The 26,925-nt window shown below is 53.4% G+C and carries 20 protein-coding genes; 9 read left to right on the top strand and 11 right to left on the bottom strand.

Annotated features, from left to right (window positions below; translation table 11 throughout):
- Window positions 1–736 precede the first annotated feature (736 nt).
- The 3 genes from PP769_RS16970 to PP769_RS16960 all read right to left on the bottom strand — a co-directional run bounded on the left by PP769_RS16970 (window position 737) and on the right by PP769_RS16960 (window position 4,800).
- On the bottom strand, window positions 737–2,191 hold the full coding sequence (locus PP769_RS16970; RefSeq protein WP_312642371.1) for an alkaline phosphatase family protein: 1,455 nt from the start codon (window positions 2,189–2,191) through the stop codon (window positions 737–739).
- Between the two features lie 34 nt (window positions 2,192–2,225).
- Window positions 2,226–3,875 carry a phosphoglucomutase (alpha-D-glucose-1,6-bisphosphate-dependent) gene (pgm, locus tag PP769_RS16965; protein ID WP_312642369.1) on the bottom strand — a complete coding sequence of 550 codons (1,650 nt, stop codon included), beginning with the start codon at window positions 3,873–3,875 and terminating at the stop codon, window positions 2,226–2,228.
- Window positions 3,876–4,488: 613 nt separating this feature from the next.
- Window positions 4,489–4,800 (bottom strand): hypothetical protein, encoded by a 312-nt coding sequence (locus tag PP769_RS16960; protein ID WP_312642367.1) that lies wholly within the window; start codon window positions 4,798–4,800, stop codon window positions 4,489–4,491.
- Window positions 4,801–5,063: 263 nt separating this feature from the next.
- Here PP769_RS16960 and PP769_RS16955 point away from each other — a divergent pair, with 263 nt between their 5' ends.
- Window positions 5,064–6,434, top strand: a complete 1,371-nt coding sequence (locus PP769_RS16955; RefSeq protein WP_312642365.1) for an alanine/glycine:cation symporter family protein — start codon at window positions 5,064–5,066, stop codon at window positions 6,432–6,434.
- A 137-nt stretch (window positions 6,435–6,571) separates the two neighbouring features.
- Here PP769_RS16955 and PP769_RS16950 read toward each other — a convergent pair whose 3' ends face one another.
- Window positions 6,572–6,814, bottom strand: a complete 243-nt coding sequence (locus tag PP769_RS16950; RefSeq protein WP_312642363.1) for a hypothetical protein — start codon at window positions 6,812–6,814, stop codon at window positions 6,572–6,574.
- Window positions 6,815–6,928: 114 nt separating this feature from the next.
- On the bottom strand, window positions 6,929–7,057 hold the full coding sequence (locus PP769_RS16945) for a hypothetical protein (RefSeq protein ID WP_312642361.1): 129 nt from the start codon (window positions 7,055–7,057) through the stop codon (window positions 6,929–6,931).
- A gap of 88 nt (window positions 7,058–7,145) precedes the next feature.
- Here PP769_RS16945 and PP769_RS16940 point away from each other — a divergent pair, with 88 nt between their 5' ends.
- Entirely contained in the window at window positions 7,146–7,664 is a 519-nt protein-coding gene (locus PP769_RS16940) for a hemerythrin domain-containing protein (protein ID WP_312642359.1), read from the top strand.
- 242 nt (window positions 7,665–7,906) lie between these two features.
- Here PP769_RS16940 and PP769_RS16935 read toward each other — a convergent pair whose 3' ends face one another.
- Window positions 7,907–10,264 carry an FdhF/YdeP family oxidoreductase gene (locus tag PP769_RS16935; RefSeq protein ID WP_312642357.1) on the bottom strand — a complete coding sequence of 786 codons (2,358 nt, stop codon included), beginning with the start codon at window positions 10,262–10,264 and terminating at the stop codon, window positions 7,907–7,909.
- Complete coding sequence (gene fdhD / locus PP769_RS16930; protein ID WP_312642355.1) at window positions 10,185–11,156, bottom strand: formate dehydrogenase accessory sulfurtransferase FdhD; 972 nt, start codon at window positions 11,154–11,156, stop codon at window positions 10,185–10,187. Before fdhD ends, PP769_RS16935 begins: the two co-directional genes overlap by 80 nt.
- Before the next feature lie 338 nt (window positions 11,157–11,494).
- Between fdhD and PP769_RS16925 the strand changes: the two genes are divergently transcribed.
- Window positions 11,495–12,928: an SDR family oxidoreductase gene (locus PP769_RS16925; protein WP_312642353.1), complete on the top strand. Its 1,434-nt coding sequence runs from the start codon at window positions 11,495–11,497 to the stop codon at window positions 12,926–12,928.
- 143 nt (window positions 12,929–13,071) lie between these two features.
- Here the strand turns inward: PP769_RS16925 and PP769_RS16920 are convergent, their stop codons facing one another.
- Window positions 13,072–14,355, bottom strand: a complete 1,284-nt coding sequence (locus PP769_RS16920; RefSeq protein ID WP_312642351.1) for an SGNH/GDSL hydrolase family protein — start codon at window positions 14,353–14,355, stop codon at window positions 13,072–13,074.
- Window positions 14,356–14,790: 435 nt separating this feature from the next.
- Between PP769_RS16920 and PP769_RS16915 the strand changes: the two genes are divergently transcribed.
- The 4 genes from PP769_RS16915 (at window position 14,791) to PP769_RS16900 (ending at window position 21,457) form a co-directional block, all read left to right on the top strand.
- Window positions 14,791–19,224, top strand: a complete 4,434-nt coding sequence (locus PP769_RS16915) for a DEAD/DEAH box helicase (protein WP_312642349.1) — start codon at window positions 14,791–14,793, stop codon at window positions 19,222–19,224.
- Window positions 19,221–20,246: a VanZ family protein gene (locus PP769_RS16910; protein WP_312642347.1), complete on the top strand. Its 1,026-nt coding sequence runs from the start codon at window positions 19,221–19,223 to the stop codon at window positions 20,244–20,246. The genes PP769_RS16915 and PP769_RS16910 overlap by 4 nt, the downstream gene beginning before the upstream one ends.
- 316 nt (window positions 20,247–20,562) lie before the next feature.
- The gene (locus tag PP769_RS16905) at window positions 20,563–21,039 is read left to right on the top strand and encodes a hypothetical protein (protein WP_312642345.1); all 477 of its coding nucleotides are present in this window, start codon (window positions 20,563–20,565) and stop codon (window positions 21,037–21,039) included.
- A 142-nt stretch (window positions 21,040–21,181) separates the two neighbouring features.
- Window positions 21,182–21,457: a hypothetical protein gene (locus tag PP769_RS16900; RefSeq protein WP_312642343.1), complete on the top strand. Its 276-nt coding sequence runs from the start codon at window positions 21,182–21,184 to the stop codon at window positions 21,455–21,457.
- Between the two features lie 280 nt (window positions 21,458–21,737).
- Here the strand turns inward: PP769_RS16900 and PP769_RS16895 are convergent, their stop codons facing one another.
- Complete coding sequence (locus PP769_RS16895) at window positions 21,738–23,615, bottom strand: MutS family DNA mismatch repair protein (protein ID WP_312642342.1); 1,878 nt, start codon at window positions 23,613–23,615, stop codon at window positions 21,738–21,740.
- A 233-nt stretch (window positions 23,616–23,848) separates the two neighbouring features.
- Here PP769_RS16895 and PP769_RS16890 point away from each other — a divergent pair, with 233 nt between their 5' ends.
- Window positions 23,849–24,718 (top strand): 50S ribosomal protein L11 methyltransferase, encoded by an 870-nt coding sequence (locus tag PP769_RS16890; protein WP_312642340.1) that lies wholly within the window; start codon window positions 23,849–23,851, stop codon window positions 24,716–24,718.
- Here PP769_RS16890 and PP769_RS16885 read toward each other — a convergent pair.
- Both PP769_RS16885 and PP769_RS16880 read right to left on the bottom strand, forming a co-directional pair.
- Window positions 24,676–25,071, bottom strand: a complete 396-nt coding sequence (locus tag PP769_RS16885; RefSeq protein WP_312642338.1) for a hypothetical protein — start codon at window positions 25,069–25,071, stop codon at window positions 24,676–24,678. The genes PP769_RS16890 and PP769_RS16885 overlap by 43 nt on opposite strands.
- A gap of 100 nt (window positions 25,072–25,171) precedes the next feature.
- Window positions 25,172–25,339 carry a hypothetical protein gene (locus PP769_RS16880; protein WP_312642336.1) on the bottom strand — a complete coding sequence of 56 codons (168 nt, stop codon included), beginning with the start codon at window positions 25,337–25,339 and terminating at the stop codon, window positions 25,172–25,174.
- 245 nt (window positions 25,340–25,584) lie between these two features.
- Between PP769_RS16880 and PP769_RS16875 the strand changes: the two genes are divergently transcribed.
- Window positions 25,585–26,850, top strand: coding sequence for a TIGR03862 family flavoprotein (locus PP769_RS16875; RefSeq protein WP_312642334.1), 1,266 nt, complete (start codon window positions 25,585–25,587; stop codon window positions 26,848–26,850).
- Window positions 26,851–26,925 lie beyond the last annotated feature (75 nt).

Below are 26,925 nucleotides of genomic sequence, written 5' to 3'. Positions count from 1 at the left end.
GGTTGACCGTCATTGCGGCTCAGCTAGATCCTTCGCTTCACTCAGGATGACAATGTTCAACGGGATGTGTGTGACTTTGATTGTTCTCCCTGCTGACGTTAGGAGAATACATATTGACCAGTGCGAGCCATACCAGGTGGTCATCCTGAGCCAGCGGCGAAGGATCTGTGCCCAGGGTGACGAGTCCACGGCTAAGCCAGATTCTTCGTTTCACCTTGCCCTGAGCCTTGACGAATGGGACAGAATGACAAAATTTTCCTCAGAGGGACAAGATCCCTTGGGTCATTCTGCGCCCTTTTGGGGAATAGTCGGTGTCCAGGTCGAATGTCATCGTAACTCAGCTAGATACTTCGTTTCCCTCATCTCTGAAAGTGTTTTCAAGTGTTACGTCTATGCCGGCTCGTCGTCGGCCGAATTGCCTATGCGAAAAGGCAACGTTGCCGGGAATCGTCAATGGCCCCCAGCGGGAGCTTCATAGACACCCAAAAGTGAAACGTGGGGGGGAATTCTAGAGCGTATTGAATCTTTGCAACGGAGATCATTTTTCCTCACCGAGGCCTCTGAAGGTTCCTTTTCGACATGCGCTCAAGCTCGATTTTGGTAAGGGCTGAGTTGTGTTTGTCTGAAGCCAGTATCCACCGCGACTGGGTAAGTCGGATTATGCTCGCCCGAATCTTCTGACCACAACACCGGGTAGGTGGCGGTTTGAGTGAGTTGCGTTGGCGGGAGGAATGGTTTAGCCGTCCATATTCACAAAACGCTTACTCCAGCCCGCTAAATCTTTAATATGATGGAGAGGGTGAAGGTCCCGGACAGAATCAGGAATGATGGCAAACCCGTAATCGGTATGATCCCCTCCCCGGGCGCCAGGAAGTTGTGCGAATGTAAGTTCTCCCACCAGGGGAGAGTAGACCCGTTTAACGAATGGCCGGGCATTCCAGGTGATGACATAGTCGGGAAGCAGTCCACTCCGATCTCCCGAAAATATTTCCTGGGTATCAACGACTTCATCTACGAGGTGTACATTTGTATCCCGATCGCGCAATTCCAAGAAAACGTTCTTGAGAAAAGCAACATAGTGGGTATGTAATTTACTGTGCGGTGCCAACATTCCTTGTGATTCTCTGCCGATAAGATTGAGACGTAATTCCGTTCTAATATCTGTTCGCAAGGCGAATCCAGGGGTCAATGACCAATCTAATCCCCCAATAATTTCCTTTTCGACCACCCATTGTCTGACAAAATCCGGTGAGCTGGCACCGATGGCATATTGTAATCTTGATGGCACCACCTTACGTAGGTAGGGAACAAGGCCGTTCATTCGAAACCTTCGTTTAGGGGAAACCCCGCAATATTTCTCTAGAAAAATCTCGTTAATCCTTTTCATAAGCGGGCGGACTATATGGCCCTGGGCATAATCCCTCGTCATACCATGAGCGGAAAACACGACGATTGTGGTCTCCTCGTCTACATGACCAAAAATTCTTGCTAAGGCCCGATCGACGGCTTGGTAAATCTTTAATAACGGAGTGTCAGGGCCAAATGCCTTTTCATCTTCATTACTGAAAAACACATGTCCTCCACGGTGTGTTTCTGCAAACACGGCAACGAATAAATCCCATTCCACCTTTTGCATTAACTCTATAATCAAACGGCTTTTTAGCTCTGCACTGGCGATCAGTTGTTGTTGAATCGTCTTCAGTTCTCCGGACGTTTTTTGAATAGGGGTTTCTCGTCCAATAGGGCTGTTGCCCATATTCTGGATGATGGCTTTTACACGTTCCTGGCTACACCCAAGAGGATAGGTTTGCCCGTGTGTGGCCCAGTCGGTAATTTCTAGACCCTTGTTCAGGGCAACTGGAAAACTATAGGGAACATCGAGGATGACGACATGGTGGCCTGTATTTTCTATGTCCTGCCAAAACGGATGATAAAAAGACCAATCAGCTCCAATCCGGCGAAGCCCCATACGTTTTGCATCCCACACGAGGTGCTGGTACATCCCATGCACGCCTGGATCGGCTCCATTATAAAATGTCGGCCAGACGGAGCCACTCAAGGCCTTCGGGACATCAAGCTTGACCAGGTTTCCGGATTTCAATTTTTCCTGTAAACACGGTAAGGCAGAAGCTCGGGATTGAATATAGTCGAAATCACCGGCATCCAAACCCAGTAAGCACAAACGTGGCATGGTCAACCTAAAGATTTTTAATACACGGAGTTGATTACGATGCTGATTTCAAAACCTTGGTAATCAGGGCCTGCGCCTCTTCCTGGATCTGCTTGAGATGCGTGTCACCTCGAAAGCTCTCCGCATAAATTTTATAGACATCCTCTGTTCCAGAGGGGCGGGCGGCAAACCATCCGTTTTCCGTCATGACTTTCAGCCCCCCAAGGGCACTGCCGGTTCCCGGTGCCGAGGTCAGAATGCCGGTAATCTTTTCCCCTGCCAGTTCGGTCGCTTGAATCTGCTCTGGTGAAAGTATTTTGAGTATAGCCTTCTGCGCCGGTGTGGCCGGGGCATCGATGCGCTGGTAGACCGGGACGCCTAATTCCTTGGTGAGGTCCAGGTAGAGTTGGCTGGGATCGCGACCCGTTTTGGCCATCATTTCTGCTGCCAATAGATCCAGAATGATGCCGTCTTTATCGGTCGTCCACACGGTTCCGTCATGACGCAAAAAGGATGCGCCGGCACTCTCTTCTCCTCCAAAACCGACGGACCCGTCAAGCAGTCCATCTACAAACCATTTGAATCCGACCGGCACTTCAACGAGACGCCGACCAATCTTGGCGGCCACTCGATCGATCATGCTGCTACTCACCACCGTCTTTCCGACGGCGGCATCCTTCCGCCAGCCGGAGCGTTGGGTAAACAGATATGAAATAGACACCGCGAGATAGTGATTGGGATTCATCAGGCCCGCCGTGCGCGTAACGATTCCATGCCGATCATGGTCGGTATCGTTGGCGAAGGCAATGTCGAACCGGTCTTTCAAGGCAATCAGTCCGGCCATGGCGTAGGGTGAGGAACAGTCCATCCGAATCTTCCCATCCCAGTCCAGATTCATGAAGCGAAAGGTCGGATCCACGTCTTCATGCACGACCGTGACCGGGAATCCGTAACGCTCGGTGATGGGTCCCCAATAGTCCACCCCTGCTCCGCCGAGGGGATCCACTCCAATGGACAACTTCGCGTCGCGGATGGCCTCCATATCGATCACGGCGCCCAGATCGTCAACATATGCGCCGACATAATCATGCTTGTGTGTGGTTGAGGCGCGTCGTGCCTTCTCATACGAAACGCGCTGAACTCCGCGCAGGTCATCGGCCAGCAACGCGTTCGCCTGTTTCTCGATCCAGGTGGTCACGTCGGCATCAGCCGGCCCGCCATGGGGCGGGTTGTATTTGAAACCACCGTCTTCAGGCGGATTGTGCGAGGGCGTGATGACAATGCCATCGGCCAATCCCGTTTTTCGATCACGGTTGTAGGTCAGAATGGCATGGGAAATAACCGGTGTCGGGGTGTACCCGTTATCGCGGTCTACCATCACGACCACACCATTGGCGGCGAGTACTTCGAGCGTGCTTGCGAGGGCAGGTTCCGAAAGCGCGTGGGTATCCATGCCTAAAAAGAGAGGGCCGTCAATATGCTGTTGTTGACGATACAGGCAGATGGCTTGGGTGGTGGCCAGGATATGCGCTTCATTAAAGGAAAGCTTTAAGGAGGAGCCGCGGTGTCCCGATGTGCCGAAAGCGACCCGTTGTTCCGGTACCGACGGGTCAGGCCGTCCCGTGTAATAGGCGGTGATCAGCCGGGGGATGTTGGCGAGCATGGACGGTTGGGTGGGTTTTCCTGCAAGGGCACTGACCTTCATGGTGATCGCTCCGCGTTCAATATGGATGTATGTGTTATCTCCTGCTTTCAGCGAGGGAGGCCTACCTTACCGAGATTCATCAGAGGATTCAAAGCCTTCATTCTTTCCCATGCCAACCTGGCGGTGTCCAGGAATCGGGTGCAGACTTCGACTCCGTTTGGGATTGGTTCTGCAGGGATGAATCCTCACCGAAGGCCTGAAAATCTCAGACATCATGGCCGTCTTATCAACATCTTTAAAGAAATTCTGTGGATAAGAAAATCATTGACAGCGTATTCTTTTTGACGGACATCAATGGGCATCGGTATGGAGACGCATGTCAAGAAAAAAAGTCCTATTTCTACCTTTACTCCTACGCCAAAAAACCTACACCACTGCCTGTAGGGGCATAAAAAAATCTTTATACAATGCTTAAAACAGAGGCAATCTGCTCATTTCCTTTTTATTCCTTAGAAAAACACGCAATGCATGACAGTATTCACCAGGTTATACACAAAATTTGGGGATGAAAAATTTTTCTCATGGTCTGCATTTTGCCGACGCCAAAAATCAAAGCTTTTTATGTGATGGCTGTCATTGGCGAGAAGTCAAAGGGATGCTGGTGCAAATCATCTCAAAAGAATTCACATTCTTTTTCGTCTCCAACTTTTGCACCAACCCTCAATGTTTCCGATAGAAAATCATTGTTGATATCCCCGTTCTGATCATACCTAACATCCCGGTATCCCATGAGCGTTGTCATCCTGACCCATTCGGCAAAAGTCAGGGCAAGGTGGAAGAAAGGATCTTGCTGAGCCGTGCTATCGTCAATTTTGGCACAGATGCTTCGCCATGGGCTCAGCATGACAAGTTGGCGAGGGTCTTGCCGGGTGGGGGTGTTCGTCAAAAAATGTGTGAATGCCCCATTGAAAGTTTTACCCTGCACGGGGCACGCCTCATTTCTGTGAAGTGCCATGCCACAACGATTAACACCAGGCCTGTTTACACAATGCACCTCATTGGTAGAATAAGCGGTGCCTCGCAATTATTCCTCTTTCCCGTTCCTGACAGTTCAACGCACGACGTTTCACTGTTTATTTCCTGCAAACAATTCCGCCGCCTATGCCGTGTCAGAGGTGGGCGTGCCATTGCTGATGAGAATCTCTTCGAGCCCTTATCTCAGACCTTTCCGCTATTGGAGAAGGCCCCATGGACTTCTTTGAATCTTTCGTAGCAACCATAGCCGGATGGGTGTGGGGTCCGCCCATGTTGCTTCTGTTGGTCGGCACCGGGTTGTATCTGACCATACTGTTGAAGGGCTTGCAGTTTCGTGTCCTGCCGCATGCCCTGAAATTAATTTTTCACAAAGAACCGGGTGGCAATGGCGACATCAGCCATTTCGCGGCGCTCATGACGGCCTTATCAGCCACTGTGGGCATCGGAAATATTGTCGGCGTGGCCGCCGCGATCACGCTCGGCGGGCCCGGTGCCGTCTTTTGGATGTGGATGACCGGCCTGGTGGGCATGGCCACCAAATATGGCGAAGCTGTGCTGGCGGTGAAATACCGTGAGCAGGGGGCATACGGGATGCGTGGCGGGCCCATGTATTATCTAGCCAACGGTGCCGGGCTGCCCTGGTTAGGCTGGTTCTTTGCTTTGTTCACGGCCTGTGCGGCGTTTGGCATCGGCAACATGACGCAGGCCAATGCCGTGGCCGGCATTCTTGAGTCGACCTTTCAGGTCCAACCCTGGGTCACCGGCGTGGTGTTGATGGGAATGACCGGGCTTGTGATATTGGGCGGCATTACATCCATTGGCCGGTTTACCTCGGTGCTGGTGCCATTCATGATCGTGGGGTATGTCACGTCAGCCCTGGTCGTCCTGGCCCTGCATGTGACGGAGATTCCACAGGCTTTCGCGAGTATCCTCTATCACGCCTGGAACCCGATTGCGGCAGGAGGCGGGTTTGCCGGTGCCACGATGGCCGCCGCCATGCGCTATGGGTTAGCAAGAGGAGTGTTTTCGAATGAATCCGGTTTGGGCTCCGCGCCCATTGCCGCCGCCGCCGCACGGACAGACGATCCGGTCCGGCAGGCACTGGTCAGTATGACGCAGACCTTCATTGATACCCTGGTCGTCTGCAGTATGACGGCGTTGATTATCCTGACCGCGACTCCATGGACACACGGTGTTGATGCGGCTCAACTTACCAGCGCAAGTTTCGGGGAAACCCTGGGCCACACGGGAGAACTCATTGTCACCCTCTCCATTACCCTATTTGCCTATTCGACCTTGATCGGATGGAATTATTATGGGGAGAAAGCCATTGAGTATCTGATGGGGCCGGGGGCCATCGTGTATTACCGCGTGATCTTTGTGACGGTGGTCCTGGTCGGTGCCACGTCCAGATTGGAATTGGTTTGGAATGTGTCCGATGTCATGAACGGCATGATGGCCATTCCGAATCTCATCGGATTGCTGTTATTGGCAAAGATTATTAAACAGGAAACAACGCGCTACTTCAGCACCCAAAGCCCAACCGCAGGCTCCTTTCGATCTCCTACTCCCCCTCCAATGTAAAAGTCGGGAAGGGGAAACTGTAAACCCCCATCAAAGCACCCGATTAACAATTCAGGTACAGATTATTTGCTTTGCCCAACCCTGCCGAATATTTTCCATTGTTGAAAGATGGCACCCTGGCTCATTGGGACCGGGCATCAGGAGTGGACGAACCATTGTCCCAGTTTCAATAAGGCGTAGGGTGTCAGATAAAAAGACAACACGGAAATCACGACCCCTGATATGGCCCCGGACAATCCACTCATGAACACCCCGATCAAGGGGAGCAAAAACACGATAAGAATCATGGCCAGAGCGATACGTTTATGGTGTTCGTAGAAAGCCTGTCGCCGATCACTCTTCAGAGAATCGGAAAAGGATAAATCGGAAGGAAGCGCCATCCTCACAGTATAGACAAACAAGATGTTGATTGTGAATGCATTCCTCAATCTTGGATCCCATTCCTTACAAAGGATGACTTATTTCAAAGAGAAATGGAAGGGGAGGGAGAGGCGCTATTCTTCCCAATGCACCACCTCACGCAGACGAAAGAGACCCACCGCTCGCAAAGCATAGGCTGTCGGGAATTGCAGATCCTCAAGGCCTTTGAACAAAAGATAGGCCACCTCACGCGTTTTATACATTGGGCGGATGACATTCTCCTGATATAGATCAATAACAAAGATAGCGCGAGTGATAAATTCACAATATTACTAAAAGGAGAAGTCGTCCATGGCCACAAAGACTCTGAAAGCTCAGGCAGCACAAGTCACAGACATGCTTCGAAAAGACCACAAAAAAGTCAAAGGGCTTTTTAAAAAATTTGAAAAAACAAATAAGGCCCAAGAGAAACAAGAGATCGTCGACACGATATTGACGGAGCTGGAAATCCACGCGGAGTTGGAAGAGAAACTCATCTATCCGGCCATCCGCCCGAAAATGAATGACGGAGATCTTATGGATGAGGCGATCGAAGAGCACCATGTCGTGCATGCTGTTATCGGAGAACTCAAAAAGATGAAGCCCGCCGCCGAACGTTATGACGCCAAAGTTTCCGTACTCGGTGAATTGTGCAAACATCATATTAAAGAAGAAGAGGAAGAAATGTTGCCCAAAGCAGAAAAGCGGGATATCGACTGGGACCGTTTGTACGAGCAGGTCATGAAACGGAAAGATCAACTCCTGGAAAAGGCGGGGATGTCTCCCAACAACGGCTCACCCATGAATTCGAAGGCGAGGAAGAAGAAATAGGAAACGTCGCACACGGGCGCGATGAACCGGAGCCTCAAAGTTTTTTCTTGGGTTTTGTAGACGAGGTCTATTTCATGTTCGATGAGGCCACCAAAATCATATACTTCCGTTTGGCCGCCTGGAATCGGTCTACTTCCGGCTAGGGAACACCTTTGCCCAATGCGAACCGCTTAAGGCCGAGCCGGATCCTTCGGAAACATCAGAATGAAAACCTTTTAAAGGGCTCTTGTGTGTTTGACCGTCTAAGTGTGGGAAGGAGGAATGAGTGTGGTGGGATGGATAGTGACAACGATGGATTTGGAGGTCGGCGTGTTGCTTTTGTCTGCCACGCTGTCGATGGGGATGAGCACGTTGGCTTCGGGGAAATAGGTCGCCGTGCAGGTACGGGGGATAGGGTAGGGGACCACGACAAAATGTGGTGCTGTTCGTGTCTGGCCTTTGTGGTGACTGACGATATCCACCAGGTCTCCTTTCGCTAAGTAACGCTCCTCCATATCGCGCTCATTCATGAATACCACCCGTCGTCCGGCTTGAATGCCCCGGTATCGGTCATCCAATCCATAGATGGTTGTGTTGTATTGATCGTGACTGCGAATGGTCATCATGAGCAATTGATCCGGTTCAAGGTGTATGTCCGGCATCGGGTGGACGGTGAACTGCGCTTTGCCCGACCGAGTGGGAAATTGCCGGGCATCGCGGATCGGATTGGCGAGATAGAAACCGCCGGGTTTGTTAACCCGTTCTGTGTAGTGATCATGGCCGGGGACGACCTGACTGATGAGATGACGAATCTCATCGTAATCGTGAATCAGTACGTCCCAGTTGATGTGGTTCCCTGGCCCTTCTTTGTTGTTGAATGTAGCCTTCGCGAGGCTGGCGATAATATCGACTTCACTTTTGAGGAACTCGGATACCGGCTCGAGTCGTCCCTGTGAGGTCTGGACGACACCCATGGTGTTTTCCGTCGTAACATATTGCGGGATGTCATCTTGAAGATCCTTGTCGGTGCGTCCCAGGGCTGGCAGGATCAGGGCCTCGGTTCCGGTGACAAGGTGGGCCCGATTGAGTTTGGTGGAGATGTGGACCGTGAGGCGGCAGCGTGAAAGCGCCTGTGCGGTATAGGCTGTATCCGGCGTGGCCGAAAGAAAGTTGCCGCCGAGGGCGATGAAGACCTGGGCTTTTCCTGCATGCATGGCCTTGATGCCTCGCACCGCGTCATATCCTCTTTTAGTGGGTGGCTGAAAGTGACAGACCTTTTCGAGGCGATCCAGAAATTCAGGAGAGGGGTTTTCGGTGATGCCCATGGTGCGATCGCCCTGCACATTGCTATGCCCACGGACGGGGCAGGGGCCTGCGCCTGGTTTTCCGATGTTGCCCCGCAGCAGGAGAAAGTTGATGATTTCCTGCATGTTGGCCACGGCGTTTTTATGTTGGGTCATGCCCATGGCCCAGGTGCAGATGATACTGTTGGCTTGTGCAGCAATATCCGCCGCTTTTTGAATGTCCTCGCGTGTAATGCCGCTGCCTTCCTCAATTTTCTCCCATGACAGATTCAGGAGGACGGTGGCGAAGTGGTCGAAGCCTTCGGTGCAGTGTTGAATGAACGGCAGATCGAGGATGGAGCCCGGCTGCCTGGCTTCCCGCATGAGCAGTTCCTTCATGATGCCTTTGAGCAGCGGCACGTCGCCGTTGATTTTGACGGGGAGAAACAGTGTGGCGATTGGAGTTCCCTGGCCCAGCCAGCGGGTGACTTCCTGCGGATGGATGAACCGGGTCGTGCCCGCTTCGGGAAGCGGGTTGATGCTGACGATCTGGCAGCCTCGCCTGGCGGCCTTTTGTAGAGTGGCGAGCATACGCGGATGGTTGGTGCCGGGATTTTGTCCCAGGATAAAGATCGCGTCGGCCTTGTCGAAATCGTCGAGCGTGACGGTGGCTTTGCCGATGCCGATGACTTCTTTTAACGCCACGCTGCTGGACTCGTGACACATATTGGAGGAATCGGGCAGGTTGTTGGTGCCATAGAGTCGCGCGAAGAGTTGATAGAGGAAGGCGGCTTCGTTGCTGGTGCGCCCGGAGGTATAGAAGATGGCTTCGTTGGGATCGTCGAGGTCTTTGAGGTGCCCGGCGATGGTGTCAAACGCGTTGTCCCAGGAGATGGGATGATAATGTGTATCCTCAGCCCGTTTGATCATCGGACGGATGAGGCGTCCCTGCTGTCCTAACCAGTAATCCGATTGCCTGCCCAGTTGCTCAAGGGAATATCGTTGGAAAAATTCTTTGGTGATGACGTTGGTCGTGGCTTCATGGGCGACGGCTTTGACGCCGTTTTCACAAAACTCGGTGATGGCCCTGGCTCCATCCGGATCGGGCCAGCCGCAGCCCGGGCAATCAAATCCTTGCTTTTGATTAACCTTGAGGAGGGCCTGGCCACCTCGGATGAAACCCAGTTCGTGCGTGGTATGTTTGAGGGAAGTGAGAATGGCGGGGATGCCGCCGGCGCACGTGGAGGGCGCGTCAAGTTTAAGGTCGTGGCCATCTTCGATCGGGATGTTCCACGTCGGGGTTGACGGGGCTTCCGGTATGTCGCGTTGTTCGTCCACCTGTGTCCTCTGGTTGTGGAGCCTGGTGGGTTTGAATGCGTCCGGAGTCGTGATAGACCGTCATGCGTTGATGGTCTAAAAACCCCACCAGGGTCATGTTGAATTCTTGTGCCATCTGCACCGCGAGTGTGGAGGGTGCGCCCACGGCGGCGACCAACGGGATACCGCCCATGGCGGATTTCTGCATGAGTTCAAAACTGGCCCGACCGCTCACCAGCACCATATGGTGATGCAGGGGAAGATGGTTATTCATCAAGGCCCACCCAAGAACTTTATCCAGGGCATTGTGCCGTCCGACATCTTCCCGCAGACAGAGCAACGCGCCCTTTTCATCAAACAAAGCGGAAGCATGACAGCCCCCCGTTTCCTTAAAGAGCTGTTGCTGCCCGGCCATGCGTTCCGGCAGGCAGAATAACATATCTTGTGTGACGGAAGGGGAAGTCAGAATTTTAATGTTTTGGCCAAATGGATTGTTAATTTTGAGGGCCTCGATGGAAGTTTTGCCGCAGATGCCGCAACTGGAGGTGGTATAAAAATTCCGGTCCATCGTCGCGGTTTTTACCGGCACCGTGGAGTGCAGCTTGACCCGCATAATATTCTGAAAGTCCTGCCCTTCGACGAATGGTCCACATGAACGAATCTGTTTGATGTCGTTCCATTCAGTAATGATGCCCTCGGTAAACAAAAATCCCGCAGCCAGCTCCGGATCGTGTCCGGGAGTGCGCATGGTAATCGAAATGCTTTTCCGATGAGGCTGGCCGTCGGCCCAATACTCGAGTCGAATTTCAAGCGGTTCTTCAATCGCTAACCGGTCTGCTCCGGCGTGTGCAAGCGTGCGGGCGGAATCGGCGAAAAAGGTCGTGTCCTGCATCGAATAGAGTTTGGTGGCCATGCTCACAACCTTTGTATGGTTGAATGCCTAAGCGTCAGGGTTTCACTGGGATATTGTTATTATAGCCCCCTTCATTCTTCTATGCACGGCAGATTTCTTCGGAGTCGAAGAAGATCTGATGTGTAGAATTCCAGGCCTTGATTGCATGGTCTTCCCTATCGTCGACGATGTCATCCTGAGAAAATCGAAGGGCCTCGCCAGGCCATGAGGCACTCGTCTTCGGTAACCCTTCATCTCAAGTTGAGGTCTTTTTTGGCTATATTGTGCGGGTGCTTTACACTTCTTCTCTTTGGACGCCACATTTCCTGTTAGGATAGTGAATGCTCGAAAGGTGACACATGAAAATTCTTCTGACAGGAGCGACAGGATATGTGGGCGGGAGACTGCTAGCTCGGCTGGAGCAGCATGGCAGGAACGTACGGTGCCTTGCGCGACGGCCCGAGTTTTTGAAAGATGGGGTCGGTCCCGGCACGGAGGTCATTGCCGGTGATGTGCTTGACCCGGCCAGCTTGGCGACCGCTATGAGTGAAGTGGAAGTGGCCTATTACCTTGTGCATTCCATGGGGGCGTCCGGAGGTTTCGAGGAAGCTGACCGTATCGCAGCGCGGAATTTCGGCAAAGCCGCTTGGTCCGCCGGCCTGAATCGCCTCATTTATCTTGGGGGGCTTGGGGACGACAGTGAATCGTTATCTCCTCATCTGCGGAGCCGGCATGAAGTAGGGGAAATCCTTCGTCAATCCGGTGTGCCGGTCGTGGAATTGCGGGCGTCGATCGTGATCGGCTCTGGAAGTTTGTCATTTGAAATGATCCGTACTCTGGTTGAGCGGTTGCCGGTGATGCTGACGCCTCGCTGGGTTCATGTTCCCGCCCAACCCATCGCGATCAATGATGTGCTGGCCTATCTGATTGCCTCTCTTGATGTGCCACTTCTGGAAAGCCTGATTGTGGAAATCGGTGGGGACGATATTGTGTCGTATGGGGATTTGATGCGGGAATATGCTCACCAGCGCGGATTGCGGCGGATCATGATTCCGGTGCCTGTTCTCACGCCGCGACTGTCGAGCCTATGGCTTGGTCTTGTCACGCCGTTGTATGCGCGTGTCGGGCGTAAGCTCATCCAAAGCATTAAATATCCGACCGTGGTTCGCGACCATTCTGCGAGACGTTTGTATGCAATCGAACCCATCAGTGTGCGGGAAGCCATTGCGCACGCGTTACGCAATGAAGACCGGGAGCTTGCGGAATCGCGTTGGTCGGATGCGCTTTCTGCGTCAGGGAACGTGCGGCAATATGGGGGGGGGCGATTCGGCAATCGGCTGCATGATGTGCGCACGGTGCAGGTGCCTGTCTCCACCCCTGACGCGTTTCGCCCGATTCAACGGATCGGCGGGCGGACAGGCTGGTACTTTGCCGATTGGCTGTGGGCGCTCCGGGGCTGGTTGGATTTATTGGTGGGAGGGGTAGGCCTTCGTCGTGGTCGGCGGGATCCGGAAGCGTTGCGGGTGGGGGACGTGGTGGATTGGTGGCGGGTGGAGGCTATCGAGCCGGGGAGGCGTCTCCGGCTCTTTGCCGAAATGAAATTGCCCGGACGCGCCTGGCTCGAGTATCTGGTGGAACCTGGGGATGCCGGCTCGAGAATTACGCAGACAGCCAGCTTCGATCCCATTGGTCTGGGAGGTTTGGTGTATTGGTATGGGATTTGGCCGGTGCATGAACTGGTCTTTCGCGGAATGATAAGAGGAATCGCCCGCGCAGCGCGGCGATCGAAATGACTTTCACCAATGTTTTGCATGCCTCAGTCTGCAAGCCGTTTCGAGTTTTCCTCTCCTTCGGCTGGAAAGGTCACATCTGCAAAACATACATCCGCTTTTGGCGGACATGTCATGATGAGACTGGTAGGTTTTTCAGAATCCCGTCAATCGGTTGTGGTGAATTTTCGAGGAGGGGAGTTCGGACAGCAATGGTTTGTGGTGCAGGCTGCGCGAACGAGATTCTTTACGTTATCTCTGACCGTTAATTTCTCGTTGTTCAAATAGTCTTGGAGGAAGGTGGCGACAATTGAATTCCCGAGGTGAGAGTAATGCCCCCACTGGCCAACCGTGAGTCGATCTGTCGGCAGCGCAGAGTCAAAGGCAACCAATGCATCTAATATGTCTAGAACACGAAATCCTTTTATGTGTAATTGCTTCAACAGTGGTTCATACCGTTTCCCCTGGTGGCTGCGATGCCTACTGAAATCGCCCAGGTCAGGAAAGATGATAATGACAGGTAAGGATTCATGCTGGAGTGCCGCACAATAGAACTCCTCAAGTAGTCTTGTGGTGAGGCGGAAGCCTTCTGAATTGACGGCATAAGACCCTTCAGGTGTCACCACCGGATTGAGCTTTTCCTTCACACTCCGTGTGGCAATCTTTAGGAGGCGCATGAAAGGCAGCAGATCCATTGGTCCCGCCATATATTTTATCTGATAAAAATAATCATGGTTCCCGATTTCTCGGAGGACGGCCTCATCGTTTCTGACTAGACGCCAATAGTCGCTGGTGGTCCTTAAGGGATTGTTGAGGAGTACAAGGCTATCGTTTGCAAGGAGGAACCGTGGTTTGGTATAGAAATTCGTCGCATAGGAAGAGTGGTAGAACGGACGGAACACATTCAAATTGCGATAGATGTTTTCAGACATAAATCCAATGAGGACGATGTCAGATTTAAACGAAATTCCGTCCTCCATATACCGCATATACGCCTGATCCAACCCATACGCCCCGACGCCAAAATTCAGGACCTCAATGCGAGGATTCTGCTCTTCCAATTGATGCTCCCATGTATCCTCGTTCGCGACTTCCTCTCCGAATGTAAATGAGTCGCCGAATGCCGAGACTCTTACGACTTCCGGATTAATAACATGAGCAAAATCGTGATCTGCTCTGATCCCTTGAGAGTTAATTCTGACATCCTTCGAGTGAGAGTGCAGTTTGGGTGCCCAGCCCAAAACGGGGTGGTGGCCACTGAGAGGGACGCTGTCTTCAATGCGGTGTTGAATAAGTTGCTTTTGTTCCTGAGAAAGCCGGGAAGCCAGGGGTTGATAGCTCACTCCCTTGCCTTGGAGGAGCAACAAGCCGAGGTAGGAAATGCCTTCAACGCTGCCATACACCAAACACGCTAAAAGAATGTATAGCAATACAGACTTTTGTTTGATCATTATTTCATTGATCTATTCGGACTTCCATTTACCTTATTATAAAGAGTATTCCTCAAAATACCATGAGAAAATGTCCAATCCCCATATCCTCAGCGAGTATTCCGCCGAGTCATGACTGAACGTGAAGAGCAAGTCGGAACCTGGGCGATTGAATGCTTTCCAGGCTTTTTGGCGGGAGATGAAGCACGTTTGAAAATGGGATTGGGTTGTCGTTTTCGAAAGGGTTCCATTCGATCAGGAAGGAGGGAGAGATACTTTGCAGTGCGCCTAGGAAGAAGCTTTAGCGCATGACATAATGAGCATAGTTGTCCCGTCTTACCTGTACTTTCCGTCGTCCCGGCTCATGTTTGTTCTTGCTGGAAATGCCTAGGTACAATATGTTTTTTCCTTCCACTTCATCTGTGACGTCCACCGCTTGAGGACATGGGCGATTTTATGCCGCTGAATTCTTTCCATCCGGTTGTTCAAGAATGGTTTACGACGAAACTCGGGGCACCGACCGATGTACAAAGGGCCAGTTGGCCCGCCATTCATTCCGGACAGCATGCGTTGATTTCCGCACCCACCGGCTCAGGGAAAACGCTGGCGGCCTTTCTTACATGCATCGATCATTTACTGCGGCAGGCGATTGGCGGAGAATTGGAGGATGGCATCCAGGTCGTCTATGTGTCCCCCCTGCGGGCACTGAGTCATGACATTCACAAAAATTTAGAACTGCCATTGGCTGAGATTAGCGAGTTGGCTCTCTCTGCCGGATTTTTGGGACCGAGGATTCGGGTAGAGGTCCGAACCGGAGATACGCCTCCTGCGCAACGCCAGCAACAACTTAAGCACCCGCCTCACATTTTGGTGACCACACCGGAGTCGTTGTTTCTTCTGGTGACGGCCAAGCGAAGCAGGGAACTCCTGACCGGTGTGCATACGGTGATTGTTGATGAAATTCACGCCCTCGCACCCAACAAACGTGGGGCACATCTGGCGCTGTCTCTGGAGCGGTTGGATGCCGTGACCTCCCGGCGGTTGGTGCGCATCGGCCTGTCCGCTACACAGCGACCATTGGAGAGAGTCGCGCATTTTTTATTGGGTGAATCTGCCCATCGCGCGAAGGCTCAGCAGCCCTCGCTCTTTGACTCGTCCCATTGCCACATTGTGGATATCGGCCATCGTCGGCAGTTGGACCTGCAAGTGGAAGTCCCGAAAGATGAATTGGGTGCGATTGCCACGAATGCCATTTGGTCGGAGATCTATGATCGGATTGCCGACATCGCCGGGCCCCATCGTTCGACCCTGGTGTTTGTGAATACGCGCCGGCTGGCAGAACGTGTCGCGCATCATCTGGAAGAACGTTTAGGCGAGAACCAGGTGGCGTCCCATCATGGCAGTTTGTCACGCAAGCTCCGTTTGGATGCGGAAGAGCGATTAAAGACGGGTCGGATTAAGGTGATGGTGGCGACCGCGTCCTTAGAGTTGGGTATCGATATCGGTTGTATTGATGTGGTGTGTCAGATCGGATCGCCTCGCGCGATTGCCACCTGTCTTCAGCGGGTGGGGCGGGCAGGGCACCAGGTGGGGGCGGTTCCCCAGGGACGACTGTTTTGTACGACCCGGGATGAATTAGTCGAATGTGCTGCGGTGGTCCGGGCGATCCGGCAGGGTCAATTGGAAACCATTGAGATTCCCTCTGCCCCACTGGATATTTTGATTCAACAAATCATTGCAGAGGTCGCGGCGCAGGAATGGAATGCACGTGATCTCTTTGCATTGTGCCGGTCGGCCTATCCGTATCGGGAGTTAACGTGGGAGAGCTTTGAGTCCTTGTTGCAGGTGGTGGCCGAAGGATTTGTGCCGGGGCGCAGACGGCTGTATGCGTTAATGAGCTATGACCGTCATGAAGGCCGGCTTCGGCCGAAACGTGGAGGGCGATTGGCCGCGTTAACCTCCGGTGGAGCGATTCCTGAAACGGCGACCTATCAGGTCGTGGCGGAACCTGATGGAACCGTGGTGGGGACAGTAGACGAAGACTTCGCGATTGAGAGTCTGGCTGGAGATATTATGCTGCTGGGTACGACCTCCTGGCGTATTCGTGGAATTGAAACCGGGAAAGTTCGTGTGGAAGATGCACATGGTGCTCCGCCCAACATTCCTTTCTGGCGAGGGGAAGCGCCGTCCCGATCGCTGGAATTATCTCAGGCCGTGGCCGACGTGCGGGAGCAGATCTTTCAGTTGCTTAAACAGGGGGCCGTTCCCGGAGATGAGACCGCGCGGCTTTGGTTCTATGAAGCTTGCGGAGTTGATGCGGGGGGTGCCGATCAATTGCTGGCTTATGTAGCCGAAGGGACACAGATTCTCGGAGGTGTCCCGACGCAGACCTGTGTGATTGCGGAACGGTTTTTTGATGAAGCCGGGGGGATGCAACTGGTGTTGCATGCGCCGTTTGGTGGCAGGGTCAACCGCGCATGGGGGCTGGCGTTACGCAAACGATTTTGTGTGAATTTTGATTTTGAATTGCAGGCGGCGGCAACCGATGACGGGTTGGTGCTGTCGCTTGGTGAGCAGCATAGTTTTCCATTAGAAGCCATTTTTGGATTTGTGCATCCCAACACGGTGCGGGAAGTGCTCATCCAAGCCACGCTGGCGACTCCGCTTTTTCTCACACGCTGGCGATGGAATGTGACCCGTGCGTTGGCGCTGTTGCGATTTCAACACGGCAAGCGTGTGCCGGTGCATCTTCAGCGCATGCGGGCGGAAGATTTATTGGCGGCCGCGTTTCCGATGGCTGCCGCCTGTGGCGATAACCATGTTGGGGATATTCCGGTGCCGGATCATCAGTTAGTACAGGAAACGCTGCATGATTGCTTGACGGAGGCTATGGATCTGGAGGGCCTTCGCCAGGTGCTTGAGCGGATCGAGAATCAGGAGATTCAGGTGCGGGTGGTCGAATCACCTGTGCCTTCGATGTTTGCCCATGAGATTTTAAATGCCAATCCCTATGCATTCCTGGATGATGCGCCCCTGGAAGAACGACGCGCGCGTGCCGTGAATCTTCGCCGGACCTCGTCCTCTGCCTTTGACGGGAACATCGGGACATTGGATGCGGTAGCGATTGATGTGGTGGTTGAAGAAGCCTGGCCGGTCGTTCGTGATGCCGATGAACTGTTCGATGTGCTTCAGGTTCTGGGATGGTTGCCATTCGCCATGGGTGAGTCGTGGCATGAGATGGGTGATGCGTTACTGTCGTGTGGCCGTCTCCTGCTGTTGCGGGTGCCGGTTGAGGGACTTCCGGAAACGAAAGCCGTTAAGGGTTGGACCACCAGAGAACATCTGACGCGTCTTCAGGCCTTGTTCCCGGAGGCAAAGGTGGTGGCCGGTCTACAGGATACACGTGCCTTATCTGTGGGAGATGCATCGATCACGTCAGCATCTGCTGCACGCGATGTCGTGCAAGGCTGGATGCCGCACGTCGGTCCGGTGACTGCTGATGAATTGTCCCGGAGATTGAATGTGCCTGCGCGACTCGTGCAGCAGGCTCTCTTGCAATTGGAAGGAGAAGGTCAGGTCCTTCGAGGTCATTTTCGTCCTTCCTCCCAAATTGATTCTTTGACCGGCTCCCCGATGAGAGTAGAACAGAGTAATGGTAACCATGCAGTCGAAGAAGAATGGTGTGACCGGAGTCTTCTGGCTCGTATTCATCGGCGTACGGTCACGTCTTTGCGCCGGGAAATCGAGCCGGTCGCCGCATCGGATTTTATGCGGTTTCTCTTTCGATGGCAGCATCGAGCACCTGGGACAGAATTGCACGGAGAAGCCGGGCTACGTGAAGTGATTCACCAGTTGGCAGGATTTGAAGCGCCGGCTTCGGCGTGGGAATCTTCGCTTTTCACGACCCGCCTGGCCCACTACAAACCTGAATGGTTGGATCTTTTGTGTCTGCGGGGGGAAGTGGCCTGGGGACGCCTGACCCCTCCGGAAAGCAAAGCCACCCTCTTGCCTGTGGTAGGGACAGGACAGGGATCAGACGCCTTTACCTTAGATGCTGGTGCGGCCGTTCCGGCATTCCGGCCGCTGACTCCGACCAGGCTGGCTCCCATTAGTTTTTTGCGACGGCAGGATGTGAGTTGGATATTGAGTGTGGCCAAACCTGGAGCATCTGCAGGGCTGCTTGGAGGGGGGGTGCATCTGAGTGGCGTGGCACAAGCCGTTTGTGACTGTCTGGATCGTCGTGGTGCATGTTTTTTTGCGGATCTGACCGGTCGAACGGGACATCTGCCCGCGGAAGTGGAGCAGGCCTTGTGGGAACTGGTGGCCACAGGGTTGGTAACCGCTGACGGGTTTGATCCCATGCGGGCCCTGCTTGATCCTCGACGCCGGCGGGCCGAGGGCAAGGATCGCGCGCGACGGCCGGGGCACAGCGTCGGGCGTTGGGATCTGTTCCGGGGCGATCCTGGGGCACATGATGAGGAACCGCAAGTTCTTCCTCACCCGCATGAGCAATGGGCCAGGCAATTGGCGCATCGGTATGGGGTGGTCTTTCGGGATCTGCTCAAACGGGAATCATTGCCGGTGACCTGGCGGGAACTGTTGGTGCAATACCGAAAGCTGGAATGGCGGGGTGAGATGCGGGGTGGCCGGTTTGTGAATGGGTTTACGGGGGAACAGTTCGCATTGCCGGATGCGGTGGAATCGTTGCGGGCGGTACGCCGTGATATTCAAGCCGGGGCGCAAGAGATTCGACTATCGGCCGCCGATCCGTTAAATCTGGTCGGCATCATTTTGCCGGGCGAACGGATCTCCGCCCACACATCCAAACCGATTTTTTTCCGAAACGGTGTGCCGTCTGCCGACATCGTCTCCGTCGTGAGTCTGGCTTGATCGAGCAGGTTGTGACAGACCAGACAGGCGAGAAATTCAATCAGCGATCCATGCGATCCCGCTTCATGGCCCCTGGTCTGGTGCTGGCCCTCATTGGTGGTATTGCCCTCCTTTGGATTCCCGTTCCCTCTCATACCATTCTCCTGAAAGCCTTCTACGACTTTTGTCATTTTCCATTGTTTGGTGGCGTGGCCATCCTCCTGTTGTATCTGGCGCGACAGCTTGGTGAGTCCCGAGGTTGGTCTGTGGGTAGACAATATGGCACGGCTTTTATTGGAGCCGTGACTCTGGGTGTATTGACCGAAGGAGTGCAATCGTTCAGTTCCAGTCGTTTTGCGGAATGGTCAGACCTTTGGCGGGATGTTTCGGGAGCTGTGGCTGCCCTGGGATTTTCTGTCACGTACGATCCAAGATTTACCGGACGTGTTGCCACATGGCGGTTGGCTCCAAGAAAACACATGGTTCATGCCGGAGTCGGGTTGCTCGTGGTGATAGCCCTGAGTCCGGTGGCTGTCTGGACCTATGCTTATGGGGACCGGGCTACCAGATTCCCTTCACTCGTTCAGTTTTCTTCCGAATGGGAAATGATGTTTCTTAAAGGGAGGGACTGTGCCGTTCAGATCGTTCCTCCGCCCTCAGGCTGGAAGAAGTCACAGGTCGATACCGTGGGACACATGGTGTGTTACCCGGCACACTATCCGGGTATTCGCCTTGAGGAGCCCTATCCGGATTGGCGAGGCTATTCGCATTTCGGCGTTGAGGTGTACTCCGAATTGCCCGTCGCGCGATCGCTGAACATTCGAATTAATGATGCTCATCATACTCACGAATATGCGGATCGGTTTAATCAAGCCGTCATAATTTCGCCAGGCCTCAACCATATTCACATTCTCTTGGATGACATTCGCCACGCCCCGCTTGGACGGGAATTGGATCTTGGCGCGATCAGGAATGTGATGCTCTTTGCCATAGGCCCAAAGGAAGAATTTTCCCTGTACGTGGATAATATTCGACTAGAGTGAGGACCCAGTGCGAAGGGGGGATGGAGCCCCTCACCGCCATGGCGAGCATCCCATTCACTGGCTGGATCATGTGTAGCATTTGCGGTAGCCTCGAACACACCAATCCTGGGTGGTCGTTGACTAGAGTGAAGTGAGGGTCGGTTCTGTCATCGGAGCCTGCTAGACAAATGGACGCAGGTGAGTACAATAGATTCAGGTCCGAATGTTTCATGGCCTGGCAATGTCGTTAATCTGACAAGAACGGAACGGGGCGCATAAAAGTCCTGTCCGGCAAGCGATTCCCACCTGGAATCTCAACAAAAAAGGTGAATTCTCCATGGTATCTGACATTATGACATTTTCCTCCGCATTTGCTGTTCGCCGGATTCTCCTGGCTTTGGCTTGCTTGCAACTGGGGCTGGTTGGTTGCCACGTCACGTTGAATTCTTCTTATGATCCGGAGATGGATCGGACGGCAACATCGCTCCAAAAAAAAATGGATGGTTTTTTAACCAGACTTGAAACCCATGCTGGGGAATCGCAGGCTCTCTATTCGTGGGATCAGGTTTTTTATCAGAATTATCTTGTCGAGCTTCGCTCCCTACGATTGCGCGCACAGAGCGATCGCACGAATGAGTTTACGGCCAAGCAGTTGACGCTCATGATGGATAATTTTGAGCAACTCCGGTTGGCCCATGAAGCCGGGCCCCTTCCGATTCCCACGATACAGGCCACGCGAGACTTATTTAATCAAGGCTGGCAGGCGATTATCGCGCAAGAAATTGCCAAGCGGCGAGGAGTGGATCCCCAGTGATCGGATTCAGCGGCCGGGAGATTCTGCGGATTGGTCAGAAACATGAGTGGTGTGATTTGAAATGTTGAGTCATGTAACATGGTTTTTTGTAATGCTACGAAGCAATCTTGACCGGACTAAGGCCCTTCGCTAAGATCTGCATATGCCTAGACCACCATTTCCTACGGGTCCCCGACCAACGCCACGGATGGCTGGCGCTCGTTCACCGGCTCCTCCAGGCTCACCCAAGCAATTTGAATCGCTTCGAGCGTCGTTGCTGTTTTGTCCGAAATGTCAGACCGCGACGCCAGCCCGTGAACGCCTCCTTTTAGTGCTCCCTACCGGAAGTCTCTATGAATACCTCTGTGCCCATTGCGGGACTTCCACCGGTTCCAAAACCGATCAGGCTCAAAGCGAAGTTCGTCTCATCACTCCTTAAATTCCGGTTTGCATTGTTTTTTTCGGGGTTTTTGTGCGACTGCTCTGTCCCTCCCGTCTTTCCATTTCGTTCTTCGGTGGCGCTACCATTCTACCTCTGTCATCCTGAGGGAACCGAAGGATCTCTCTAGGCCTTGAGGCTGTTCGGTTTGGAACCAGATTCTTCGCCGTGGCTCAGAATGACAATGTGAAATCAGATGGCTTACCAGGAAATTTTAGCATGATGATAAAGGTAGATTTTTTGCAACTGGCGGTAAGCATTTTTGAGAGTGTGCAGCCCTCTATTTTGGGGCTTGTGGATTTGTGGCATGACCAGGTGGGACAGGGAGCCCCTCCTGGGCCATGATCCGGAGTGCATTGGTGGTCGGGCAGGGTCCCGGTCGTAGTCGATAATCGAAATGCAACGTGCCTGCTTCAACGGTTTCCTGAAAGTGGGCATTCCGGATATGCCCGTTTCCACTGGCCAATCCTGTGAGTTCCAAATCATGGGTTGAAATCATACCCAGTCCACGGCTTTGTTGAAGGGCCTGCACAAAGGCTTCGCTTCCGGCCAGCCGTTCGCGGTTATTAGTGCCCCGATAGATTTCATCAATGAGAAAGAGGACCGGGTGAGGATTGGTGCTTTCCACTGCCTCCAGAATTACTTTCAGGCGTTTGACCTCGGCGTAAAAATACGACAAGCCTTCATCCAGGGCATCCGTGACTCGTATGCAACAAAAGAGACGCATCCAGGTCCAGGAAAAAATTTTAGCGCACACCGGGCCACCCGCCTGAGCCAGACACAAATTGATACCGACCGTTCGGAGAAAGGTGCTTTTTCCAGACATGTTTGAGCCGGTCACCAGAAGGAGATGGCCTTCCCCTCGTAACTCCAAATCATTGGTAACGCGATGCGTGCGGGCAATAAGCGGATGGCCGAGGCTGCTTGCGGTCAATCCTTGTGTGTCCGGGGTGGTATTGGTGATTTCGAGTTGTGGCCAGAGGTAATCGGGATTTAAATAGGCATAACGCGCGAGGGCACCGGCGGCATCCATTGTCCCAATGGTATCCAGCCAGTCGGGAAGTGTCGTGCGAAGCCGGGAGATGAGGCGATTGAGTTTTCCGACAAACCACAGATCCCAGGGTACCAGGGCATTGAGGCCTAAATGCACTAGCGGATGGGCTTTGACGCTGAGCCCCTGACAGATCCTACTGAGCTGTTTCAAGCTCTGGGTCGGACGATTCTGTTGAGTCAAAATGGGCTGGCAGATCTGCCGCATGGTTAGTTGATGAAGGAATGGGGATCGTTCAAGTTCCCTAATCACGCTGACAAGTTTTTCTAGTTCCTCATGGAGGGTGAGCACCCGGCCGAAAAGCGGGTGGATGGATCCGGATAGGAGAAAATAGGTTCCGATATAAAAGACCAGGGGGAGCAGCCAAAAATTCGGGGCTCCCGTGAGGAGCGTCCAGAGTCCCAGCGCGATGGTGAGGCTTGTCAGCGCACAGGCTGCGAAGATAATCATTGGCAGATGCCTGATGGAGACGGGTGCTTCGAGCAAGGAAAGAATGCGGGTTCCATTCAGCCGATCGGAGCTAATGAGCCGGTTGGCTAAAAGACAGCGATCCCTCAAACGGGAGAGTGGAGTAAGTTCTTTCACCAATGTCTGCCTGGTTGTCCATGATAGACCGTCCGGTTCAGGAAGATTGGACTGGAAAAGCCAGGTGGCGACGCGGTGCTGACCTATGGAGGAAAAGGTGGTGTCGATCAGGTTCAGTAAGGAATGCGGACCCGTGAGGTCGAGGTCTATGGCGAACGGATGTCGCTCAGGGGCCCGGTGTTCGTAGGCGGATATGTGTGGCCAATCAAGTTGCAGTCGAGCCAGGCTGTCTTTTTTGATTTCCAACCAGAGCTGTAATCGATGCAATCGGGATTTCAATCGCTGGTGAAACCAGGATATAGTGAGAAATCCAATGAGGAAGAGGAGCAGGAGACCATTGCCGGTATGAAACCAGGCTTGTTGATACACACCGATCGTGATGGCGGCTCCCGCTAGGAATGTTCCCATTCTCCATCGGCTGAATTGCCGGCTGGCGACTTTGCCTTTCGCCTGCATCCGCTCGGTGCGGTGAATAAGGCGAAGAATCGCCTGTTCTCGTCTATCAGTGGTGGTGCGTTTCATAGGGCCTGCGGACATTAGCCGCTCTGCGTGATCCCGTCAATAACGTGGAATGTCGTGAGGTGCCTGGTGAACCAACCAGGCAGGCACGTTCTCATGGCACAGAGCCCTCAACGACCCCCTTGTTCCCTTATGGCTGGCGCCGATTTGAAGGGAGCCTTTGGTGACGTTCCGCTAAGGATTGGGTGGCAGGAGTCGCGTACTTTTAGAAACCGTTTGCCGATGGAATAGCTCTTATGGATGCGGCTGCCTTTGAAATCACCATTCCCATTTCCGTGGATGCCGCTGAGTTAGCAGGGATTCTCGATTGCCAGGAATTTCTTGGAGCCTGGGAAGCGGAGGGAGCCACCGTGCTGTATTGGAGTAAGAATGGAGCAGAGATTCTTCAGCAGGTCCGGGCGGCGTTCAGTGTGTTGGGTGTGGCTCTTCCGGAAGGAGCTCTGCGGTTTCATCCGGTGAAGGCTCAGGATTGGAATGCCAGATGGGCCGCGTCCGTTCAGCCCATTCGCATTGGCCGTCGCATTGGCATACGCCCGAGTTGGGCCACTATGGAGATGCCCGAGGATGGAGTGGAATTGATTATCGATCCCAAGCAGGCGTTCGGGACCGGGCATCATGCCACCACCCAAATGATTCTCGAATGGTTGGAAGGAGTCATGTGGCTTCCAGGCATGAGGGTGCTGGATGTGGGGACGGGGAGCGGGATCCTTGCGATGGCCGCCTTGCGCCTGGGAGCGACCAGTGCGCTGGGTATTGATGTGGATACGACGGCGCTCGACTGTGCCAGGGAATACGCGGTGGTGAATAACTTTCAAGAAGCATTGACGCTTTCCTCTTGCCAGTTGGCCGGGCTTCCGGCTCAATCTTTTGATGTCATTCTTGCCAACCTGGATCGCAGAACGATACTTCACGTCATCGATCAATTTGCCAGGATGCGGGGTCCGCACACGCAGTTGGTGGTATCCGGGCTGCTGGAGGAAGATGAATCTGAGATTGTCCGGCAGTCTGAAGGGTGCGGATGGCGTCCCCGCCATGTCAGGAGGCGGGATGGCTGGTTAGCCATTCAGTTTGGAGTCGCATCTCCCGACTCGCCTTCTTCGGGCTGAGACTCCAGGAATGCAATGAGGGCATGGTAGGTGAGTTGCCGGACTTCCGCTTTCGACCCGGTACCCTGATCAAGATTTTTTCTCAACCAGACGGTTTCCGAAATTTGCGTGGTTGCCTTATTGCACAGTGTCCACATCTGATGAAGGAACTCGATGGGAAGGCCAACCTGGACGCCTTCTGATTCAATACGGTCATCCAAAATAGCCAGAAGATCCGAAATTGCCTCGTCAGCCCGATAGGGTTGGGAAGCAAATCCGAAGCTGGCATGTGCGGCTTCCTCCTGTTTGGCTTGTTCGACCAAGTCATGCATGTATTCCTTGAGCAGACCAATGATACGTCCGGAAATTCGCATAGGGGTTGTGGGGGACTCTCTCTGGAATGGTTATTCAATTGAAAAGAAATATTTTGAGATATGGGAATTCCGGTTCAAATGATAATGGAGAGCCTATCGTTTAATCATCGAAGAGGGTATCGACGTCCGGCTTTACCACGCCGGGAGGAAGTCCCGGCTTCCAGTCTCCGTATTTTCCATCCGGACGATAGAAATATTGATGGTGCTGGCGCTTGATGATCCAATCCTCACCGTCGGCCCACAATTGTCGAATTTCTTCCTGCTCCATGTGTTCCGGCCTCCTGTTTTGTGAAGTCTACTAGGGGAGATGTGATTCTTATGAATGCGCTGACGCTATCTTAAATAAAACCGTTCTCTTCGGCAATTCACTTTATTGATCAAAGGAATGGGTTTGGAGAATTTCCTTTTAGGGGACTATGGATCAGGCTAGATCCAAAATTCATACTCAGAGAGGACAATCGACAATCATCACGTGAGAAAACCTTTTGACTTTCACCTTGGTGCCGGTCTGACATGATGTTGAAACAGGGAACAATGAAAATTGCCGTGATTGGCGGGGGGCCGGCCGGTCTGATGGCTGCTGAGGCGGCGATTGCCGAGGGCGCATGCGTGGACCTGTATGACGCCATGGCCTCCGTCGGTCGAAAATTTCTGCTAGCGGGGAAGGGTGGGCTCAACTTGACGCATTCTGAACCATTGGAGAGATTTCTTGCACGATATGGGACCAGGCAGGGACAATTCCAATCGTTACTCGCCGGATTTGGCCCGGATGCATTACGCGAGTGGGCTCATGAACTAGGTGTTGAGACGTTTATCGGAACATCCGGCCGAGTGTTTCCCAAGGACCTTAAGTCCGCACCTCTTTTGCGGGCGTGGCTGCGCCGTTTGCGACGGCACGGTATGGCGATTCACGTTCGGCATCGCTGGGTTGGATGGACCGAGACCGGATCCCTACGGTTTGCCACGCCGCAAGGCGATCGTGACGTTTCTGCTGATGCGGTGGTGTTGGCGTTGGGTGGTGGCAGTTGGTCCAGGTTCGGCTCAGATGGGGCGTGGGTGCCGTTGCTCGCCGGGCGTGGTGTTCACATTGAACCACTAAAGCCCGCGAATTGTGGGTTTGATGTTGCTTGGAGTCCGCACCTCCGCGATCGTTACGCCGGCCATCCCGTGAAGCCGGTTGCCGTTGCGGGAACCACTCACGAGGGTGTTGAGTTCCGGCAACAGGGCGAATTCGTTCTGACGGAGACCGGTCTTGAGGGAGGAGTGATTTATGCGATTTCGGCATGGTTACGCGACGAGATCGTGAAAACAGGCACGGCGCTTCTTCGATTGGATCTGGCGCCCGACCGTGATGTGTCGCGGCTCATTGCAGAGTTATCACGGCCGCGTGGTTCACGCTCGATGGCTAGCCACTTACAGCGCCGGGTTGGTATTTCAGGGGTAAAAGCCGGCCTTCTGAGGGAATGTGTGTCAAAACAAGATTTTGCCGACCCCGTGCTGCTCGGGTCGGCCATCAAATCGCTGCCCGTGCGTCTCGTCGCTCCCCGTCCGTTAGAGGAAGCGATTAGCACGGCTGGCGGAGTGACCTTCGAAGTCTTGGACCAGCGACTGATGATTCGTACCTTGCCGGGAGTATTTTGTGCCGGAGAGATGCTGGATTGGGAAGCCCCCACCGGTGGCTATCTTTTGACTGCCTGTTTTACCAGTGGCCATGCTGCGGGGGTTGGGGCTGCAAAATGGCTTCAATCGATGCGAAACTCCACTTTGAAAACCTCCTGACAACCGCTTAAACACTGCATGAGCTCTGCTCATAGACTTTTCTTCGTTGCCCAACTGTAAATGTCTCTCCTCTGT

It is taken from the genome of Candidatus Nitrospira allomarina (assembly GCF_032050975.1).
Taxonomy (GTDB): Bacteria; Nitrospirota; Nitrospiria; order Nitrospirales; family UBA8639; genus Nitrospira_E; species Nitrospira_E allomarina.
This window is presented reverse-complemented; position numbering and strand designations above follow the sequence as displayed.

What these genes read in the sequence shown, in the direction of transcription:
- PP769_RS16900 (WP_312642343.1), top strand. Translation starts at nt 21,182, where the DNA reads ATGCCTAGACCACCATTTCCTACGGGTCCCCGACCAACGCCACGGATG.
- PP769_RS16885 (WP_312642338.1), bottom strand. Translation starts at nt 25,071, where the DNA reads ATGCGAATTTCCGGACGTATCATTGGTCTGCTCAAGGAATACATGCAT.
- PP769_RS16915 (WP_312642349.1), top strand. Translation starts at nt 14,791, where the DNA reads ATGCCGCTGAATTCTTTCCATCCGGTTGTTCAAGAATGGTTTACGACG.
- PP769_RS16890 (WP_312642340.1), top strand. Translation starts at nt 23,849, where the DNA reads ATGGATGCGGCTGCCTTTGAAATCACCATTCCCATTTCCGTGGATGCC.
- PP769_RS16945 (WP_312642361.1), bottom strand. Translation starts at nt 7,057, where the DNA reads ATGTATAAAACGCGTGAGGTGGCCTATCTTTTGTTCAAAGGCCTTGAG.
- PP769_RS16970 (WP_312642371.1), bottom strand. Translation starts at nt 2,191, where the DNA reads ATGCCACGTTTGTGCTTACTGGGTTTGGATGCCGGTGATTTCGACTAT.
- PP769_RS16875 (WP_312642334.1), top strand. Translation starts at nt 25,585, where the DNA reads ATGATGTTGAAACAGGGAACAATGAAAATTGCCGTGATTGGCGGGGGG.
- PP769_RS16920 (WP_312642351.1), bottom strand. Translation starts at nt 14,355, where the DNA reads ATGATCAAACAAAAGTCTGTATTGCTATACATTCTTTTAGCGTGTTTG.
- PP769_RS16950 (WP_312642363.1), bottom strand. Translation starts at nt 6,814, where the DNA reads ATGGCGCTTCCTTCCGATTTATCCTTTTCCGATTCTCTGAAGAGTGAT.
- PP769_RS16925 (WP_312642353.1), top strand. Translation starts at nt 11,495, where the DNA reads ATGAAAATTCTTCTGACAGGAGCGACAGGATATGTGGGCGGGAGACTG.
- PP769_RS16895 (WP_312642342.1), bottom strand. Translation starts at nt 23,615, where the DNA reads ATGAAACGCACCACCACTGATAGACGAGAACAGGCGATTCTTCGCCTT.
- PP769_RS16905 (WP_312642345.1), top strand. Translation starts at nt 20,563, where the DNA reads ATGGTATCTGACATTATGACATTTTCCTCCGCATTTGCTGTTCGCCGG.
- PP769_RS16955 (WP_312642365.1), top strand. Translation starts at nt 5,064, where the DNA reads ATGGACTTCTTTGAATCTTTCGTAGCAACCATAGCCGGATGGGTGTGG.
- pgm (WP_312642369.1), bottom strand. Translation starts at nt 3,875, where the DNA reads ATGAAGGTCAGTGCCCTTGCAGGAAAACCCACCCAACCGTCCATGCTC.
- PP769_RS16940 (WP_312642359.1), top strand. Translation starts at nt 7,146, where the DNA reads ATGGCCACAAAGACTCTGAAAGCTCAGGCAGCACAAGTCACAGACATG.
- PP769_RS16880 (WP_312642336.1), bottom strand. Translation starts at nt 25,339, where the DNA reads ATGGAGCAGGAAGAAATTCGACAATTGTGGGCCGACGGTGAGGATTGG.
- fdhD (WP_312642355.1), bottom strand. Translation starts at nt 11,156, where the DNA reads ATGGCCACCAAACTCTATTCGATGCAGGACACGACCTTTTTCGCCGAT.